Origin of the sequence: Mesorhizobium sp. LNJC391B00 (assembly GCF_000502535.1) — a bacterium.
GTDB lineage: Bacteria > Pseudomonadota > Alphaproteobacteria > Rhizobiales > Rhizobiaceae > Mesorhizobium.
Genome location: NZ_AYWI01000009.1, coordinates 272,276 through 290,237, shown reverse-complemented (window position 1 = coordinate 290,237; position 17,962 = coordinate 272,276). Strand labels below are relative to the sequence as shown.

Here is a 17,962-nt window from a genome sequence, read left to right as displayed (position 1 = left end):
GCAGCCACCTTTGATACCTTCTGAAAGCAGACGTTGACGGCGACCACGCTGGAGGTCGCGGTTGCGCACTGTGCGTCACGACTATGTAAGAGGTGGCCGGCCTAACCGCGCGGTCGAGTGGTCGAGCCGCGGACCAAGAGTTCGACCGGTATTATCACCTGGCTTGGGGCGCCGTTTGCAAACACCATCCTGGCGGCAAGTCTCCCCTTCCCGACGATGTCTTGGGCCACTGTCGTGAGCGGAGGCGTGGTGCGCGAAGACTCTGCGGTGCCATCGAAGCCGACGACCGACATGTGCTCGGGTATCTTGATATTGCGCCGACGCGCTTCGTCCAGGACGGTGATTGCCTGCCAGTCCGACATGGTCAAGATCGCCGTTGCTTGCGGAACCTGGTCGAACACGACCGCTCCTGCCGAAGGCTCACCTGGAGTCGTCTCGATGATCGGGACATTGTCGAGTGACAGACCGAGCTCAGCCAAACCCTGCGCGAAGCCGAAGAGTCTCTCGTGATCGAGTTGAAAACCGGCAGAGATAGCGCGCGGGGCATTGCCCGGCAAATGGACGATGGGTGACCCCGATGTGCGCCGAATGGACAGGATTGCAAAACGCCGATGTCCAAGCGCAGCCAGATGCCTGATGGCCGCCAGCGCCCCGCTCCTGCCGTCTATCCTGATAGAATTGACGTCCGGACCGGCATCGCTCTCGAGGATGACGAAGGGCAGCCGCCGGCGGCGTAAAGACGCGATCAACTCGATGTCCGCACTGTGGCCCAGAATGAAGCCGTCAACCAAGGCCTCTCGAATGGTGGAGGTGCGCGTTTCGTCCGTACCATTGACCAAACTCAGTGTCGCTCCAACCTCGTCACAAGCAAGCGAAACGCCAAGCACCAGCTCGCGCAGATATGGGCTCCTGATCATGTCGGCAATGGCGTATGCACCCGGGGGGATCAGGCCGATGGCGTTGAACTTGCCGTCGCGCAGCACGCGTCCTCTCGGGTCGGGGCCATCATAACCAAGCTGACGCGCCGCGGCCTCGACGCGCTGGCGCAGATCGGATCGCACCAGATCCGGATGGTTGAATACGTTGGAGACGGTGCCGCGGGAGACTCCAGCGACCCGGCCGACATCGGCGAGCGTAGGCGTTTTGGAAGCGTTCATTTCCCTCAGTTAGACAATTTTTTGGAGCGCTCCAAGTTTTTTCTTGACGGCAAGCCCCAATTGTTGGAAATTGAACTTGGAGCGCTCCAAAGATTGAAAATTGCAGAGTTTCGGCATCTGTGCCGAGCGTCGGCCAAGCGTGCCTGATTTCGAAAATCATCAAGGAGGATTAGGATGGCTACGACCAATGGTGCTCCGACCTCGCTCGTCGGAAAGACTTTTGATTGCTTGTTCGGACAGTTTGTACCGAGGTTGACGGTCCTGTCGCCGACCGAACTGCGGGTGCAGGCGACGATCGGCGCTACAAAGATCGACGAGGTGGTTCAGAGCAGTCTGACCGGCGTTCGACCCGGACTTGTCATCATGAGTTGGACCGAGCAAGGCGGCAACTTCGTCGTGCAGGTTCAAGATCACGAGAACCAGATCGTTCATAACTATGCGCGACTGGCGGACGGGCAGCAGTTCTGCGCGCAAGGCACAATTCAACCAGTGACGACGGCGTGAGGGCCGCCTGTCTATCTGAGAGGAGAATTACGCCATGACCACCAAGGTGATCGACCAGACCGACCCTACGCAGTGGGATCCAAAGCTTGACGCCGTTATCGCGGCTCCCGGAAACCATAAGGTGTTGTTTGAGAATGACCGGCTACGTGTGCTTGAGGTAATCCTCAAGCCCGACGAGGAAGAGCCGACACATCACCACCGCTGGCCTTCAGTATTCGTGTTCGATCAGGTAGAAGGCCCTATCCACGACTTCGCGCCGGATGGAACCATGATGCCGCCCAATCGAGATGTCATCCAGGCGGTTCAGGCATGGGACGGTCAAGGCTGTCTCGTGGTGCATATGGCCCCCCAACCAGCGGGTCGCGTGCTCAACGCTTCGAGCAAGACCCTGCATGGTATCCGTGTCGAGATGAAGTCATAAAGCAGACGTGATCCTGGCCACCGGAACTCGCGCACGCTGAACGTCCACTTCTGACGGATTTAAAAGCTGCCAGTTGGCTTGCGGTCCCCAAGGTTGCCCGACAGCTTTGCGCTTCATCTCAGCCGTTGCGGACAGATTTGCCACTGATTGAAAGCGGGCATCGCGGCGACCAGGCTGGGCGCGATCAAAGCCACCACGGCCGAAACAAGAGTCGCCACCGTACACCCGATTTGGATTGTGCGTCAGTGCATTGGTAGGATGTTCTGGTTAAGGCGGAACAGATTGTCCGGATCGTATTTGTGCTTGATCTTGGCGAGCTTCGCGTAGGCGTCGGCTCCCAAGGCGTCGCGCACGAGATCCGCTCCTTCACCATGGCCGGGGAAATTCAGATAGAGGCGGCCAGTCGAGTAGCGCTGCATGTCCTGCCAGAAGCTGCGAACCCAGCCGATGTTCGCATCGTCCTCGTTAGCGCCTGGCCAGATGGCGTCGAGGCTGAGCATGAAGGGCATGGAGCGGTCGCCGAAGGCAGTTGCATCGGCTGCAACGCGCTGGACGAAACCGCCGAACTTCCAGATCGAGGCGAAGGTCATTTCGGAGGGGCGCTTCGCCATCCAAGCGGTGGTCTCCTCGATGACCTCGTCGTCGAGGCGCGAGAGGTAGGTGGATTTCCAGTAGCAGCGGTCGCGGCCTTTCGGGAACAGCCCGTCATAGAGCGACTGGACGGTGCGATATGGCATGCGGCCGCTGAAATCGACGAGCGGTTCCCCAAAACTGCGCAACGGCGCCACGACCCGTTCGCCCTCGTCGGCCGGTCCGTCATAGACATGCGCGAGCGCCAGGACGCGCCGGCCCCTTGCATGCTCGGGAATCGAGGGGTCGTCGGGCAAGGTGGAGAACTCGGCCAGGCCGCTCAGGCGGTCGGGTGCGGTCTGCATGAAGTCGCGCCAGAGCGGAATGATCTCGTTGGCGCGCTCCTCGGGATAGGCCGGACCGCATAACATCAGTTCCGGTTCGATCGGGTGCAGCTTGAACTCGAAGCTCGTCACCACGCCGAAATTGCCGCCGCCCCCGCGTAGCGCCCAGAAGAGATCCGGGTTCTGCGTCGCGTCGGCATGGATGAGCCGGCCATCGGCGGTCAGCAGATTATCGACGCTGAGGCCGTGGCTGCCGCGCAGCCAGCCGATGCCACCGGAGAGCGTCAGGCCGGCAACGCCCGTCGCAGAGATGAGACCGCCCGGCGTGGCGCGGCCAAGCGGGGTGGTGGCCGCATCGACATCGGCCCAGGTCGCGCCGCCCTCGACGAGGGCACGGTCGAGGCCGGACGCGACCCGCACGCCCTTCATCAGCGACATGTCGATCATCAGGCCGCCTTCGCAGACGGCGTAGCCTGCAACATTGTGGCCACCCGAGCGGATCGCGATCGCTAACCGATGCTCGCGCCCGAAATTCACCGACGCCACTACATCGGCAGCACTCCGGCAGCGCGCGATGAGAGCGGGACGGCGGTCGATCATGCCGTTCCAAACGACCCGCGTCGCGTCATAGGACAGGTTCGACGGCTCCAGCACCTCGCCGCACAAGATGGAACGGAAGCTATCGATGCTCGATTGTGCAAGGGTAGCGGTGGCGGCCATGTGGCGGTCTCCTCGTTTCATGCACGCTAGCGCGGCGCGGGCACGGCCGCTAAAGTCGAAAATGCTGGAAGGCGGTCATTTCTGCCATGGTTGAACAGGCGAGACCATTGAATGTGGCGATCCTTGCCGCTCCGGAGGCTACCGCCTCCACGATCTACGGCATGTTCGACTTGTTTTCCTCGCCCGGCAGGGATTTCCTGTTCATCACCAGCGGAGCCGCGGGCACGCCACGCATGCGGCCCTATGTGGTTGCCGGGGACGGCAGCCCGTTTCGCGCGGCAAACGGCATCTGGGTGCGCCCAGATCACAGCCTTGCCGATTGCCCGCCACCCGACATCGTCTGTATTCCAGATTTCTTCGTCAATCCGGGCGAAAGCGTTGCCGGGCAGTATGACGCCGAAGCCGCGTGGCTGAAGCGAGCGTATGACGACGGCGCCATGCTGGCCAGCGCATGTTCGGGCGCGGTGCTGCTCGGTGAGGCCGGGCTGCTCGATAATCGCGAGGCCACCATTCACTGGGGCTATGTCGAGACTCTCACGAACAACTATCCCGGCGTGAAGGTGAAGCCGGGCCAGTCGCTCGTGCTGAGCGGCGAGGCCCAGCGCATCGTCATGGCCGGGGGCGGCTCAAGCTGGCAGGATCTCGCCCTCTATCTGATCGCGCGCTTCGTCAGCCTCAGGGAGGCGATGGAGGTCGCCAAGGTCTACATGCTGCAGTGGCACGACATGGGCCAGCAGCCCTTCGCCGCGCTGATGGGCTTTCGCCAGACCGACGACGCGGTGATCAACCGCTGCCAGAAATGGGCCGAACGCAACTACCGGACGCCCTCGCCCGTCGCCGCCATGACCAAGCTGTCAGGCCTGTCCGAGCGCTCCTTCGTGCGCCGCTTCGCCAGGGCTACGGACATGAAGGCGATCGACTACATCCACGCGCTCAGGCTCGAGCAGGCCAAGCAGATGCTGGAGACGGGCGATCTCCCGGTCGAAGCGGTGGCGAATGAAGTTGGCTACGAGGATGCGAGTTTTTTCGGGCGTCTCTTCCGCCGCAAGGTCGGGCTGACGCCGGCGCAATATCGCATTCGTTTCAGTGCTCTCCGGCGAGTTCTGAGCTGCGGTTGAATCTCGGCCGCCGCGGCGCGATACCCATATTCCGCTTCGCGCTTCAATTCGGCCATTGGGCCGAGCTCTGCCGCCGATTGAAGCGGACTCTGGTGGCTGGTGCGCGTAGGCAGGGGTGCCACGTTACAGCAAACCCACGTGTAGCGCCGGAGGGGATCGTGGCGCGCCCAGAACGAAAGCTTGTGGCGGTTTTGGCAGCAGAAATGACGGAAGCGCCGTAAGATTGCGGCAATCCTAGTGGCGGGTTCAGCCGTCTGGGGCGAACGACCAGGATTGTAGGCTCCTTCTCGCGGAAAGCCTGGCCATCCGCATCTCGGAATTCACCTATCGAACGTCGCCTTCGAAAACGGGATTCTGTAATCTGTGCTATGCCACTTAGTCGACAGGAGTGGGCAAAGTGAGCCAGACGCGGAAACTTGCGGCGATCCTGGTCGCCGACGTGGTCGGATATAGCCGGTTGGCGGGGTCGGACGAAGATCGAACGCTCGCGCGGCTACGGGCGCTCCGGAGCGATCTCATCAATCCGGCCATCGCTGTCCACAATGGGCGCGTTGTGAAGCTTATGGGTGACGGCACCCTCGTAGAGTTCCGGAGCGTTGTTGACGCCGTACGCTGTGCAATCGAAATGCAGAACGGCATGGTTGAGCGCAACGCTGGCTTACCGCCCGGGCGACGCATTGAATTTCGCGTCGGCATTCATCTCTGCGATGTTGTCGAGGAGAGCGACGGCGATCTGATGGGAGATGGTGTCAATATTGCCGCCCGTCTAGAAAGCATCGCTGAGCCGAACGGCATCTGTTTATCGGCCGCCGCTTACGAACAGGTGCGCGACAAACTGAAGGAAGAATTTGTCGATCTGGGCGAGAAAGAGCTCAAAAATATCGCACGCCCGGTGCGGACCTATTGTCTATGTATGCGCGACACAGTCCCAAAAACCGATCTGGCTGCGACTGCCGGGTCCTCCGAACAGCTGGCGCTGCCCGACAACCCTTCGATTGCTGTCCTGCCATTTCAGAACATGGGCGGCGACCCCGAACAGGAATACTTCGCCGACGGCCTTGCCGAAGACATTATTACTCGGCTGTCGCGTCTTCGTTGGCTCTTCGTGTCCGCCCGCAACTCTTTGTTTACCTACAAGGGAAAAGCGGTCGACTTAAAACAAGTCGGTCGAGAGCTTGGTGTGCGGTATGTGCTGGACGGAAGTGTAAGGCGCTCAGGTCATCGCCTCCGGATAAGCGCGCAAGTCAGTGACACATCGACCGGGGTCCAAGTGTGGGCTGAACGATACGATGTGGAATTGTCGGAATTCTTCGCGCTTCAGGATCAGATTGCCGAAAGTGTCATCGCTACGATCGAGCCGCGGCTCTACACGGCGGAACAGCAACGCTTTCAGAGCAGGTCCCCCACCAATCTTGACGCTTGGGGATTCGTCATGAAGGCGATGCCATATGTCTGGACCTGGAGTTCGGCTACGGAAATCGAGATTGCACAGGGATTTCTGAAGCAGGCTACGGACCTCGATCCTGACTATCCCCGCGCCAACAGCCTGTTGGCGTGGGCTCACGCGGCCCGCGTTTTGTCAGGATGGGCCAACGCAGCAGACATTCTGCCCACCTCTCGCGCCCTCGCGCAGCGGGCAATCCAAGGCGACCCCGAGGACCCGTGGACGCATTTAGCGGCAGGGTTTGTGCACATGATTTCGCGCGGCTTCGACTCTGCTGTGAGAGAACTAAATGAAGCGATCGAGCTAAACCCGAGCTTCGCCTTTGCGCATTCGATCCTGGGCTCAACTTACGGATATGGGGGCATGCCCGCCGAGGGGCTCGACCATCTTGAAATCGCGGGTAGGCTAAGTCCTCGCGATCACACATATGCTGCGAATTTCTCCATCCTTGGCTTATGTCATTTCATGGCTGGACGATATGCAGACGCGGTCGAATGCGAATGTCGAGCGGTTGAACTCCGGCCCCATTTTGGGTCTGCATGGCGGACGTACGCGGCGGCCGCTGGGATGGCCGGTGAAATGGACATCGCGGTTCATGCGCTTTCGCAGGCCAAGCGCCTTCAACCGTCCCTATCCCTTCAATGGGTAGACAAGTTTCATCCGATCGTTCACGACAAGCACCGGGCTCTCTATGTAGAGGGGCTGCGCATTGCCGGGCTTCGATAGTTGCGGATCGTGCCGTGCTCGTAACTCGCTATCGGACCTACTATACCGCACGAGTGTGCGCTCAGCGCCTCAACTCGGTTGTTAAAGCTTGGGTGGGTTTCTTCCAACAGCAGACGTTCCTCACGATGAAGCCGAAGAGCCGGCCGACTACTTGGAAGTATGCATCCGAATCGCTTCGGCGCGCTAGATCTCTGAAACCAAGGCGCTACTGGGATGGCCCTGAGTTCGGCTGATCGATTGCCCCGTCAAAACGGCTTCCGCTCCCGGGGCTCTCCCTTCTCACCAATTTCCCGTGCGGTTCTGCGCTGCACTCTGGAGCGCGCGAGAGGCGGACCTATCGAAGCTGTCGGCGCAGGCCGCTTCGACGTCCGCTTCGGTCAAGCCAACGTCCCGCAGAAGGAAGTTGGACAGGTGACCGAGCCCGCGCTCTATGTTGCGGCGGGTCCTCCACTCACGGACAAGGGCCAGCAGGCGTTCGAGCGGAGGGTCAAGAAAAGTGCCCGGCAAGCGCCGTGCGGTCTGGCCTATTGTCGTTTGCGTCATGTTACGCCAAGTCATGGTGAACCTCCGTTGATCGGGGATGCGAATGACGATCACGTGACGGCAGAAGGCGAGAAGGCACCAGGGCAGCTTCGGAAGCGTTCCGCTTCAGATTGTGAACTGGCCTCAGACCTCCGCAAGGCCTAACCTGCGGCAAAGGAGCGGTCAGCCATGACGCGACGGCCTTACGGACTGGTCTGCCCGATCTCGCACGCCTGCGAGTTCCTGGAGCCACGCTGGACAATCCAAATCCTGACCGAGCTCTGGAACGGCTCGACCCGCTTTAATGACATTCGCAAGGGGGTGGGCAACGTCTCGTCCGCCCTCTTGTCGAGGCGGCTCAAGGAAATGGAAGCGTTGGGCCTGGTCGAGCGCGTCGAGGACGAGGCGACGGGCACCATCAGCTATTTCCGTACCGAAAAGTCGATAAGGCTCGAGCCGGCGATGAACGCGCTGGCGGAATGGGCGCAATGCAACATCGAGGCGGAGATCGCGCTCGCCGACGTGGATGTTTCGACCCTCATGTGGGCCGTGCGGCGAAAGATTGACCTCGCTGAACTGCCGCGGCGGCGCGCCGTCATCCGCTTCCATTTCCGCGACGATCCCCCACCGAAGTGTCCCCATTACTGGTTTGTGGTCGAGCCAGGCTCAGACTTGCCCGAGCTATGCTCGCTCGACCCCCGCCGGGACGTCGATCTTTACGTTGAGACCGGCGTTGTTTCACTGGGAGCCATCCTGGAGGGCCGCTCCAGCATCGAGCGTGAGAAAGAGAGGGGCGGCCTTTTCCTCATCGGCGACCCCGGCCTCGCGCGAAGCATGGACCGTTGGCTGCGAATCTCGGTCTACGCGGCGCTTGAGGGAATCGTCCAGCTTCCTTGAAAGCCATGTTTGGAGTGCAGCCTTATGCAACCCGCCCAGGACGACAAAGCCATTTGGCTGGCCTCAAAAGCTATGGTGCAATCGTCCGTGTTGATTGCTGCTCACTGAAAGCCGCCAGTCCGCATTCGACCCAGAGTCGCCAGTCTGCAATGCGCCTCATTTCGGCCAGAAGGTCGACATTTGCCGCGTCCAAAAGCGTACATCGTGATGATCGGCGTGACGGTCTGTCTGCGCCAAGCGACCGTCAGAACGCTGCTTGAGAAGAGGTACGGAATCACATCAAATATCCGTGCCTTCAGTCCGATCTCCCGGCTCTGCTGGATCAGCAAATGCCCTGCAGATCGCTCTCCCGCGCTTTGGCTCCAGACAGGCCGCCGGAGGTAATGATCCTCGGCCCCGCGCTTTTGGCTAGTATTTGATAACGAAAAACCCGCTTCGGCGGCTTTTTTACTCAATATCGTTTTTTTAGTCCAGCGCGCTTCGGTGTACTCAGCAAATTTCACTGTTTCGTTTCGGGTGGCGTCTTAGCTGGTCTAAATGAGCGGTAAATCGCGCCGAAAATAATCCCCACTGCTATCCCAACAAAAATTATTAGCAACGCTCCACCAGTGGTGTTTGGCGCAATGATCGTCATCGCAATGAGCCCAAGCACCAATCCCACCACTCCGGACACACCGAACCCGGCTATGAAATCTAGGAAGGGCGTCACTTCACACCGACGACTGAAAAGATCAGGGACCCGTAGTGATCCGCCCACTCGCGAGCTGTTGCGATCAAGCTTCTATCGAACGTTCCCGATCTCCAAAGCTCGGGCCTGTTTTCAATTTCCACTACCCACCGGTGCATGATGTCACTTGCCATCTTGTATTCGGTCACTGTTGAAAGGTCGGCTTTAAGAACCACAGCACCAGGCTTTCCGATTTGCGTCGGCGGTGCCCACGCAATCAGAAAAGGCCCGTCGCCGTCGACAGCAACGCCGCTTGCAACTGCATCGCGGACTGCCTTTTGCGAAACAGCTAGTCCATAATCCTGAAGGGCTTCGTCGCAGGTCCTGGTTATGTTCGCCTTGGTTGCGGCCTTTGCATGCTCGGCGCTGTCCATCGGCCATACCGTTACCATTTGGGCCGCTGTAGGGACGACGAGCGACGACGACGGCAGGACGGCATTCACAAACGCCTCGCACAGCATCTTTTGCCGTTCCTGGTCGTAGGTGGTAACTTTCGATTTGAATGCCAGAATCCCATAAGCCGCGAAATTAGTGGGTGGATATTCGTTCGGTCCGGCAAAGATCCTAGAGGCGTGAATTTCGTGAGAGGTGTCTGGAGCGCCGGGCGAAAGTACTTTGTCGACCGCGTAGACCAAGCCGTTCGTCTGTTTCACGTCGCTGGCAACGAGACTGGCGATGTCGCCAAATTGGTCCGTTACAGAAATATTGCTTCCTGCCGCCCGAAAAGTGAGAGAGCATCCCCCGATTGTGTCGACCGAGTAGGCTCCGTTGTTCGCGGCTATCTCAGCGAGGATCGCGTCGGTACTCAGATCTCCGGAAATCACATGACACTTTAGGATTTTGGAGAGTTCGTTTTTAGCTTCGGGCGCAAGAAGAACCTGCACTGCACCTTGCTGCAATCTTGCAAATGCAGCGTCTGTCGGCGCGAGAACAGTGAACGGGCCTTTACCCTCCAACGTCTCAACCAGCCCGGCCGCTTTCACAGCTGCTACAAGGGTGGTGTAGTCCTTGGAAAGAGCGGCATTCTGGATGATATTGTTGTCGGAAGTCGTCTGGGCGCGTGCTACCGCCGTCTCAACCGTCTGGGCGTTTCCGACCGCCACCTGACTTATCAGGATGCACACTGCAAAAATCAGTCGACGCTTCATGCCAAACTCCGCCCAGCGAGAGCGAATTTATCATAACCATCAGTTTTGATAAGTGACCTTGGCTATTTGCCCAAGGCGCAGTTCTTTGGACGTTTGGCCTTACGATTGCGTCACCAATGAAACTGCGGGAGGCGGTGACATCACTGCTGCAATGCGCGCCAAGGAGTTTCGACGCGAGTTTAGGGGCCGCGAACGGCCCCGTCTGAGGATCATCATACCGCAAGCTGCCTGTTCGCTCTCTGCCAGACAGGACGTTCGGCACGCCGACTCTTGATCTCGGCTTCGAGGCGCATTTCAGACATTCAGTCAGGATGTCGGTTTAGGGGCCGTCAGCGGAAGGGCAGCTTTTCGCGTCCGAAGAACGATAGCGGACGTTCAGCCGGTGGGACCAAGACGTTTGGCTTAGTAAGTTTTGCGCTCGCAACCTACGCAAATTGGGCGTACCGTAGGCATATCGTCGGCTGCTAATACATGAGCCGGCGTTTCCTCGAGGAGCTCAAACGCGAGTTGAAGGCCTGAGACCTTAGCAGACGCAGCTCTCGCCTTGGCGCTGATCATAGCGCGGGCGAGCAGGATGGGCGCCCGTGTCGTTGTGCCATTTTCGCGGCAACTAACGGCGGACGTCGGCACCAACCAGCCTCCAGATATTACACCGGCCTCGCCTTCGCAAGGGCGACGGCGACCGCAGCGACTTTAGATTTGCGCCCTATGCCGCCAACAACGCCATGGCCACCTGGAGCGCAAAATCGTGCGCAGCGTTCCGTATTCCACCTCTATCGGCCTATCGATCATTTCTGCGTCCGCACCGCTGCTGCAAACTGGCAATGCCCAGGGCGAAACGGGATCGCACTCAATCCCGTCCCCACACAGCTTTCAAAGTTGCTCGGCCGTCAACTGACCTGAATACGGCGGGTCACCTGTCCGTTGCTCTCCCAATAGGTATGTTTTTTAGCAATCCATGGATCGGTCATTGCCGGCTGAATGTTGCCGCTCTTATCGATCGCGCGCGAGGTGACGGTGTGCTCCCCGGCGGACGGATTGGGCCAGTCCAAAGACCACATCTTCCAAGCGAACTCAGCCTCTTCGGTGGCGTCAAGGGTCGCCGGCATCCACGGGCCTTCGTCGATCTTCACCTCGACCCGATCGATCGGTGCACCCCAGGCAGCTCCAACGATCCGGTAATCGCTGCCGATATGGGTCACCCGGGCCGGCGCCGATTTGAGGCGCGCGCGTCCGACGGAGGTTTCCACCCACACGATCTCACCGTTATGGTCCTCCTCGCGGAGCGTGACGTAGTCGCGTCCCATGAACCGGTTCTCAAAGCGCTGGTCGCGCACCTCGATGCGTTTGAGCCATTTCGCGTTTGCGACCCCGTACCAGCCGGGCGCTATCAGCCGCACCGGGAAGCCGTTGTCGGGCGGCAGGGTGGTTCCGTTCATCTCGTAGCAAAGGATGTTTTTTGCATCCATGGCGTCTGCGAGCGACATGCTGCGCGCGAAGTTCTGTTTGAACGTGACGTCCTCGGCCTTCTTGATCTCGCCTTCGTCGGCGGCCCAGAAGACAACCTCGATGCCGCTGTCGAGAACGCCGGCCTCCTCTAGGATCGGTGCAAGCGGCGTGCCCGCCCAGCGGGCATTGCCGATCCCGCCGTTGAAAAACGGGAGGCCCGTATTGCCCGAACATTCGACCGTGAACGTGACTTCCTGGCGCGGCCGGGCCTTGATGTCGGCGAGCGTCAGGGCCAACGGCTTTTTGACTAGGCCGCCGATTTCGAGCTTCCACGTGGCTGCGTCGATGACCGGCCTGTTGAAATGCGCGATTGAAAAGAACTTGTCGTTGGGCGTCACCCATGAATCGAGGTCCTCCCAGACGATCTGATTCTTGATGACCTCCGGCACGGGGTTCGGCGGCAGCTGATCGGTCCATTTGACGACTTCCTCGCCGGGCCGTGCAGGAAAACCGTAAGCCCGCGAGGCATGGAGAGCGGCGATTGCGGCAAGAGCCGCGCTTCCTTGAATAAGTTCTCTGCGTTGAAGATGAGGCATTCTGTTTCCTCCCAGTTGATCCGGATCGGGCTGCAGCTTGCCTTGTGGGCCGTAGCCTGATCACGGACAGGCGCACAATGAATGACTGCCCCACCCGGATGTCCGGACAGGTCAGGCAATCAGCGACGCATCTCAAGCATTTGGAGCATTGGACGAAACTCTGCTTGGGTTTCGTCTTTGAAGAATGCGCCTTTGAAATTGAAGTGTCCACAACTTGGACGGGATAGTGACCTTGCGGTGTTCCTGCTGATTCCCGGTCTTGCCAAAAATCGGAGCCCCTCGGATCGCGATCGAGGGCGACGGCAACTACCAGGCCAATCGAAGGCTCAATTTCTGGTTGACCAATTCAGGCCCATGACCCCACGCCACCTTTCCACGCGATCACAATAGAGATCCCCACCGGCTGAAAAGCTGCAGTTCGTTCCGTTCGTCGTGACGAGCGCGCTGCGCCGACCGATCCCGAAGACTGGCGCAACCGTGACTCTAGCTTGGCGGTGGCGAAGCGGACCGCAGACTGAGGCGCATTACAGCTCAGTAGCCTTGGGCCGGTAGCTGACCGGCAGCTTCGGTCTGCGAATCTTCAAGGCCGGACATTCAGGGTTGGCGTGGGCGCGTCGTGAAGGGGAAGCTTAGCGCACCCGACGAAGGGTTCCAGCTTTCAAGTGGTCGGCCTAGTCAGGATCCGATCATCGCCAGAATGGCTTTGCAAGTTCAGACTCCACTTCGTCCTTCGTCAATCCAATGTCGTCGATCATGTGCGGCGCTACCCCCGATAGTCTCGCTAGGTCACGGCGGTAGAAATGCCGTTGCCGCCATCTTGAGACATAGCGAGCTATTCTGATTGCTCGAACCTCATGGAACAAGTCCTGAAAAGTCGATGCAAGAAGATTGTTGCTCACCGTCAGGCCTCCGTGCCAACCTCGCGCTTGCAGATGACAGCGTAGGCAGACAGCGTACCGGCTACAAACCAGTCTTTCTCTGGGGTAGGCTCAGAATTCCTGAGGTAGTGACAGTCGATGCGTCTCCCTTCACTCAATGCGCTTCGGGCTTTCGAAGCAGCCGCGCGCCACGAAAGCTTTGCGCGCGCGGCTGAGGAGCTATGCGTGACCGAAGGAGCGATCAGCAGGCACGTCAAGCTGTTGGAAACAGCATTGCAAGTGGAATTGTTTCGACGATTGCCTCGTCGGTTGGTCTTGACCGATGCGGGGCGCAATTTTCAACCCATCCTGGCGGCCGCGTTCGAAAGCATTGCCGCGGGAGCTCAAGACCTGCAACGCCAGCCTCGGCATCTGAAGGTTATCTGCCCGCCCACCTTCTCCATTCGGTGGCTGCTACCGCGACTTGACCGTTTCAAGCAGCAATGGCCTGCAATCGGTATTCGGGTAACGACCGCTCCTTTTGACTGGGAAATTTTCTTCGGAGGTGAGTTCGATCTCGCCTTTGACTGCGGTTATCCAAATCGGCCGAAAGATATCGAGGCGGTGTTGGTGTTGCAATCGTTCGGCACCCCAGTTTGCTCTCCAAAGCTACTGGAAAGGGGCGTGCCAATAACGTCTCCTGCCGACCTGGTTCACCATAACCTGTTGCATGAAACGCCTGATCGACACGATTGGAAAGTTTGGGCTGGGCGATTTGCGCCGAACCTTCTTGACGTGAACTCGGGTGAGGTCTTTCCCAGTGCCGATATGGCCTATCGTGCCGCCGCCATGGGTCAGGGCGTCGCGATTGGAGACCTCTCTGTGCTCTACCAAGAGATCACCAAGGGAGAATTGGTCCTGCCGTTCAAGGATATGCAGATCTCTGACGACACGGAGGCCTATCATTTGTGTTGCAGAAAAGATTGCTGGACTGACCCTCGTATCGCCGCGTTCCATAAGTGGGTTTCGGACGAGGCCACGTGGTCCTGAAGGCCGGACGGTCAGGCGCGCCCCAAACCGCCCGGCCGCTGCCGCCTCGGTGCGGTCGTTAGCCCTTCCCTCCGGCAAGGAAAGCTCCTGTCCCGAAGCTACCGCTCGAAAGGAACATCAAGGCCGCATCGGGGCCTGCGATCCTGACTACATTCAGGATGGCCAAAGCGGCTTCACCCGCTCAATCCGATATCTCTTCTCGAACTCACGGAGCACATTTCGAGCGTTGCCTCAAAAGCACTCTGATCGAACATCATCGATTTCTATGCCTCGTGAAGGTAGCGCCAGTCGGTGAAGGCATCTTGGTGTTGATACAGAATGTGACGAATGCTGTATTGCCGTCGCCTTGTCGATCATTGATGCCTTCGTGCGCCAGAGTGTGTCCCATACTCCTCTGGACGCACTCCGACTGCGGTCACCCACTCGTCAACCAGACGCGAGTACTGTTCTTGCGTAGCTGGTGTCGCGTACTGGACTGGACGACCTTCGTCGGTCATCCACATTTCGCTCAATGCGTAGGCCACGCCCAACATTCCGGTCATTAGAGCGGCGAAGAATACCCAACCTCTCAAGGCGGCTCGCACATCTTCAAAGGCTCGGCGCCTTTCTGGTCGTCGTAATCGTCCATAGTCAGATCCTGGTTCGTTGGCCTCACTTAGTGCAGGCAAGGGCTGACGGAACGCCTGTCTATCCGCCTCCACAGCCTTCGGGATAGTCGAGCTTTCAGGCGGCTGACGGACCCGGGTCGTCGAACCCGGTGTCTAAAGCCGCCATGACATGGTTTGCCACTTTGTCTTGCGTCTCATCGGAACGATGGACGATGCGCAGAACCGGCCCGTCCGGTCGCCACGAGCCCGGCGCTGCTCCCCCCGCCAGCTTCAGTCTCTCGCGCCTTGCGGCTTCTGGCTGATAGACCACTTCATGCACAGACAGCGTTTCAAGGCCACCGTCCGCTGTCGGAATGGACATGGACTGACCTTCGGCCAGACCAAGCAGCGCCAGGCCGCGCGAATTGGTGATCGGCAAAAGCATGCCAACCAGACCACGTATCTCGTCATGGGCGACGATGCGGGTTTCGGCAGGGCCGTCGTTCACCCGATAAGCCACTCGGCTACTGAGTGTCACGACAGTGGCCGGGATGTCTTCCCGAAACACTACAACTGCGCTCGATATCTTCTGTTGAAGGATAGCCGAGAAGGCATCGCCGCGGGCAAGTCGGCGCTCCTGCATCACTTCAAGAATCGTGTAGTCCTTGGTGGTCAGTTTGCAGCTATCGATAGTGGGCATGGTGCGTCTCCAACCGGCCCTGTGGAAGGGATCCGGCGTCAAGCAATTGATCGGGTGTGGAAAGCTACCCCTGTGCGGGCCAGGACAGGCCGGCGCAGGGGTCACACTCCCGCGATGAGGCTGCCCGCGTGATTGAGGAGACGGATGGAAACGCCCATGTCTAGACGCCCGCAGCAATTGTCGAAGACGCTGGGGCGCGCCGATCGGCTACACCGCCTTCCGGAGCGGGCTGGCTCACGTCAAGCACCAACAATTCGTGCCGACGCCCGTCCCGGGCGGTCCACATGATCGACTGCCCAGCCGAGAGGCCGATCAGGGCTGTGCCAATCGGCGTGAGGATCGAAACCTTGCCTTCCGAGATGTCCGCATCGCCAGGGAAAACCAGCGTCACGGTTTTCCGATCGCCGGTGTCGGGCTTGAACGTCACAATCGAGCCCATCCGGACGGTGCCGGTGGAGACCCAGCCATCGGCGACGATGCGCGCGCGCTCGAGTTCGGCGAGCAGCTCATCTGCCGCCTCCGGATTTCGTGCGGCCACTGTGCTTGCAAGGACCGATAAACGTGCATGGTCCGACTGCGAGATGCGGATGTTTGGCTTACGCCCGGTTTTCGTGTTGTTCTGCATTTGGATACTCATATTCTAGTTGGGCCAGCCGTCATCAAAGGTGGCGGGAACTGGCCAATTCGGGAAAATCTTCGTCGATGCACCAAAGCCCAGAGCCGGTGCACCCTACGGATCACATGTTGACTTAGGAGTGTTGCCCCTCGGCTCGGGGCGCATGGCAGCCGAGCCGGGGGTTATGATCCCGCGATGGGGCAAACCCGGAAAACAAAATCGCGAAGGATTTTGGCGGCGGTGCTCATAAGCTATAGTTGGTGACGTAATCCGCGAAGTCAAGGCGACCCACGCCAGCCAGAACGCTGATGCCGGCGGATCGACCACGTCCGGAGGGATCCGAAAACGTCCTGATTGGGGCAGCAGCGCTTGCGACATGAGGGAGCAGCCGCCTAGGATGGCACGCAGGATAGGCGCGAGTTCGTCAACTCAGATCACCAACTGTCCTGAAATCTGCCGGTGTCGAGACACCCGACGGCCGGTGCGTCGCGTCGAGATCGCCGGGCTCAAGGCAGTAGACTGATGTCGGCTTATGGCGGAAGATCCGCCTAAGTGCACAATGACGGGAACGTCCGGTTTCAGGCTCGGGTGACGGGATGCCTAGCGGCCGATATAGGCGCAAAGCCGCCGTTCGGCTTCCACTATGCCCAGAGCGCATGCCGTCACGTTCCGACGCTCAGTCAAAGCGAACCAGATCTAATCCTGAAGAATCAGCCGGCCGGGATTACCGGCGCAGCCGGATCGTGAGGTCCGGGAACATGGCCGGCAGGAACCACTGCCGCCGCGCCTAAAACGTGCTTCTCTTGATCATCAAAGAAAATGTGGGCCCCGAGCGCCTTCAGGATGGGTGCTTTCTCACGGCTGCCTACGAAGTGCGCCTCGTCAGCCGGTGTTCCCCACGCTCTCAGCGTCCGAATTACGCGCTCATGCGCAGGGGCATTCCGGGCAGTGACAAGTGCGATGCGGACCTTACTCACGTTGCCCTCATTAAGGAAAACTCGGCGCAATGCCGATAACTTGTGAAGAAAATTGCCAAACGGGCCGCGCGCCATCGGATTGCTCGCGTTCGCGGTCTCATGCGCAAGGAAAGCCTCCAGGCCCTTTTCTTTGTAGATTGCGTCGGACTCGGGGCCAAACACTACAGCATCGCCGTCGAACGCGACCCGGACCTCGCCCTGGGGTGTTTCGGCACGATCCTTGGGCGCCAAGCCAAGCCGAGCAGCGGCTGCTCCGCCGTCCACCGCTCCTTTTACATCCGTGTCCGCGTTTGAGAGAAATAGGTCAATGCCCCAAGCAGGAACAAAAGGAGCGAGTGACCGCCCGCTAGTAAAACTGCCTGTCTTGACGACAAGCCCATAATGATCGATCGACTTGAACGCTCGGAGAGAGAGGTCGGGCGAGTTCTGGGACAGAAGGATCACTTCAACATACGGAGCAGCCTCAGGATCGTTCAGCGCGAGTAACCGCTCGACTACCTCAAAGCCAGCACCCCTGCGGAGGATCACGTCCTCGCGTTCGAGCTGCATGGCCGCATACGACTTGACGCCGTAGTTCTCGAATACGCGATGTTCCTCCTCCAGATCAAAAAGAGCGCGCGTAGAGATTCCGATGCGGAGAGGGCTGGCCCTTAGCGTAGACCCTGGATCGCCTTTCCCCTTGTCATCTTCGGCTGTAAGAGAGGCTTCCGCGATTTCCATTTGCCCTTCCTCCGATATTAAGACAGCCTAGGCAATGCCCTTTCTATATTTGACTTATTTCCGAAGAATTGAAGATCTGCGGTTCATTGCAGATCGCTGTCATTTCATCGCG

At 59.3% G+C, this 17,962-nt stretch carries 15 protein-coding genes; 7 read left to right on the top strand and 8 right to left on the bottom strand.

Annotated elements, in window-relative coordinates:
* Positions 1-101: 101 nt before the first annotated feature.
* Entirely contained in the window at positions 102-983 is an 882-nt protein-coding gene (locus X750_RS142815; protein WP_245271892.1) for a substrate-binding domain-containing protein, read from the bottom strand.
* An 87-nt stretch (positions 984-1,070) separates the two neighbouring features.
* Between X750_RS142815 and X750_RS1000000166515 the strand changes: the two genes are divergently transcribed.
* From X750_RS1000000166515 to X750_RS142825, 3 genes are read left to right on the top strand one after another with little or no spacing between them, the layout of a single operon-like run.
* Entirely contained in the window at positions 1,071-1,304 is a 234-nt protein-coding gene (locus X750_RS1000000166515; protein ID WP_198021003.1) for a hypothetical protein, read from the top strand.
* Between the two features lie 27 nt (positions 1,305-1,331).
* Positions 1,332-1,661 (top strand): hypothetical protein, encoded by a 330-nt coding sequence (locus X750_RS142820; RefSeq protein WP_023682056.1) that lies wholly within the window; start codon positions 1,332-1,334, stop codon positions 1,659-1,661.
* A 34-nt stretch (positions 1,662-1,695) separates the two neighbouring features.
* Positions 1,696-2,082, top strand: a complete 387-nt coding sequence (locus X750_RS142825; protein ID WP_023748218.1) for a hypothetical protein — start codon at positions 1,696-1,698, stop codon at positions 2,080-2,082.
* Positions 2,083-2,324: 242 nt separating this feature from the next.
* Here X750_RS142825 and X750_RS142830 read toward each other — a convergent pair whose 3' ends face one another.
* Positions 2,325-3,716 carry an FAD-binding oxidoreductase gene (locus X750_RS142830; RefSeq protein ID WP_023748217.1) on the bottom strand — a complete coding sequence of 464 codons (1,392 nt, stop codon included), beginning with the start codon at positions 3,714-3,716 and terminating at the stop codon, positions 2,325-2,327.
* Positions 3,717-3,829: 113 nt separating this feature from the next.
* Here X750_RS142830 and X750_RS142835 point away from each other — a divergent pair, with 113 nt between their 5' ends.
* The 3 genes from X750_RS142835 to X750_RS142850 all read left to right on the top strand — a co-directional run bounded on the left by X750_RS142835 (position 3,830) and on the right by X750_RS142850 (position 8,423).
* Positions 3,830-4,834, top strand: a complete 1,005-nt coding sequence (locus X750_RS142835) for a helix-turn-helix domain-containing protein (protein ID WP_245271899.1) — start codon at positions 3,830-3,832, stop codon at positions 4,832-4,834.
* 397 nt (positions 4,835-5,231) lie between these two features.
* Positions 5,232-7,004 (top strand): adenylate/guanylate cyclase domain-containing protein, encoded by a 1,773-nt coding sequence (locus X750_RS142840; protein ID WP_023748215.1) that lies wholly within the window; start codon positions 5,232-5,234, stop codon positions 7,002-7,004.
* Between the two features lie 711 nt (positions 7,005-7,715).
* Positions 7,716-8,423, top strand: coding sequence for a helix-turn-helix domain-containing protein (locus tag X750_RS142850; RefSeq protein WP_023748213.1), 708 nt, complete (start codon positions 7,716-7,718; stop codon positions 8,421-8,423).
* Between the two features lie 101 nt (positions 8,424-8,524).
* Here X750_RS142850 and X750_RS1000000165955 read toward each other — a convergent pair whose 3' ends face one another.
* From X750_RS1000000165955 to X750_RS142855, 3 genes are all read right to left on the bottom strand, one after another.
* A complete protein-coding gene (locus tag X750_RS1000000165955) occupies positions 8,525-8,926 on the bottom strand; it encodes a hypothetical protein (RefSeq protein WP_156932427.1) in 402 nt (133 codons plus the stop codon).
* 202 nt (positions 8,927-9,128) lie between these two features.
* The gene (locus tag X750_RS1000000163825; RefSeq protein ID WP_023748212.1) at positions 9,129-10,298 is read right to left on the bottom strand and encodes a fasciclin domain-containing protein; all 1,170 of its coding nucleotides are present in this window, start codon (positions 10,296-10,298) and stop codon (positions 9,129-9,131) included.
* An 890-nt stretch (positions 10,299-11,188) separates the two neighbouring features.
* On the bottom strand, positions 11,189-12,343 hold the full coding sequence (locus tag X750_RS142855; protein ID WP_023748211.1) for a sulfite oxidase: 1,155 nt from the start codon (positions 12,341-12,343) through the stop codon (positions 11,189-11,191).
* Positions 12,344-13,359: 1,016 nt separating this feature from the next.
* Here X750_RS142855 and X750_RS142860 point away from each other — a divergent pair.
* A complete protein-coding gene (locus X750_RS142860) occupies positions 13,360-14,250 on the top strand; it encodes a LysR substrate-binding domain-containing protein (RefSeq protein ID WP_023748210.1) in 891 nt (296 codons plus the stop codon).
* 723 nt (positions 14,251-14,973) lie between these two features.
* On the opposite strand, the gene X750_RS142865 is transcribed toward X750_RS142860, so the two are convergent.
* From X750_RS142865 to X750_RS142875, 3 genes are all read right to left on the bottom strand, one after another.
* Entirely contained in the window at positions 14,974-15,537 is a 564-nt protein-coding gene (locus X750_RS142865) for a hypothetical protein (protein ID WP_023748209.1), read from the bottom strand.
* A gap of 160 nt (positions 15,538-15,697) precedes the next feature.
* Positions 15,698-16,162: a nucleoside diphosphate kinase regulator gene (gene rnk / locus X750_RS142870; protein ID WP_023748208.1), complete on the bottom strand. Its 465-nt coding sequence runs from the start codon at positions 16,160-16,162 to the stop codon at positions 15,698-15,700.
* A gap of 701 nt (positions 16,163-16,863) precedes the next feature.
* Positions 16,864-17,850: a 5'-nucleotidase gene (locus X750_RS142875; RefSeq protein WP_084567180.1), complete on the bottom strand. Its 987-nt coding sequence runs from the start codon at positions 17,848-17,850 to the stop codon at positions 16,864-16,866.
* Between the last annotated feature and the right edge of the window lie 112 nt (positions 17,851-17,962).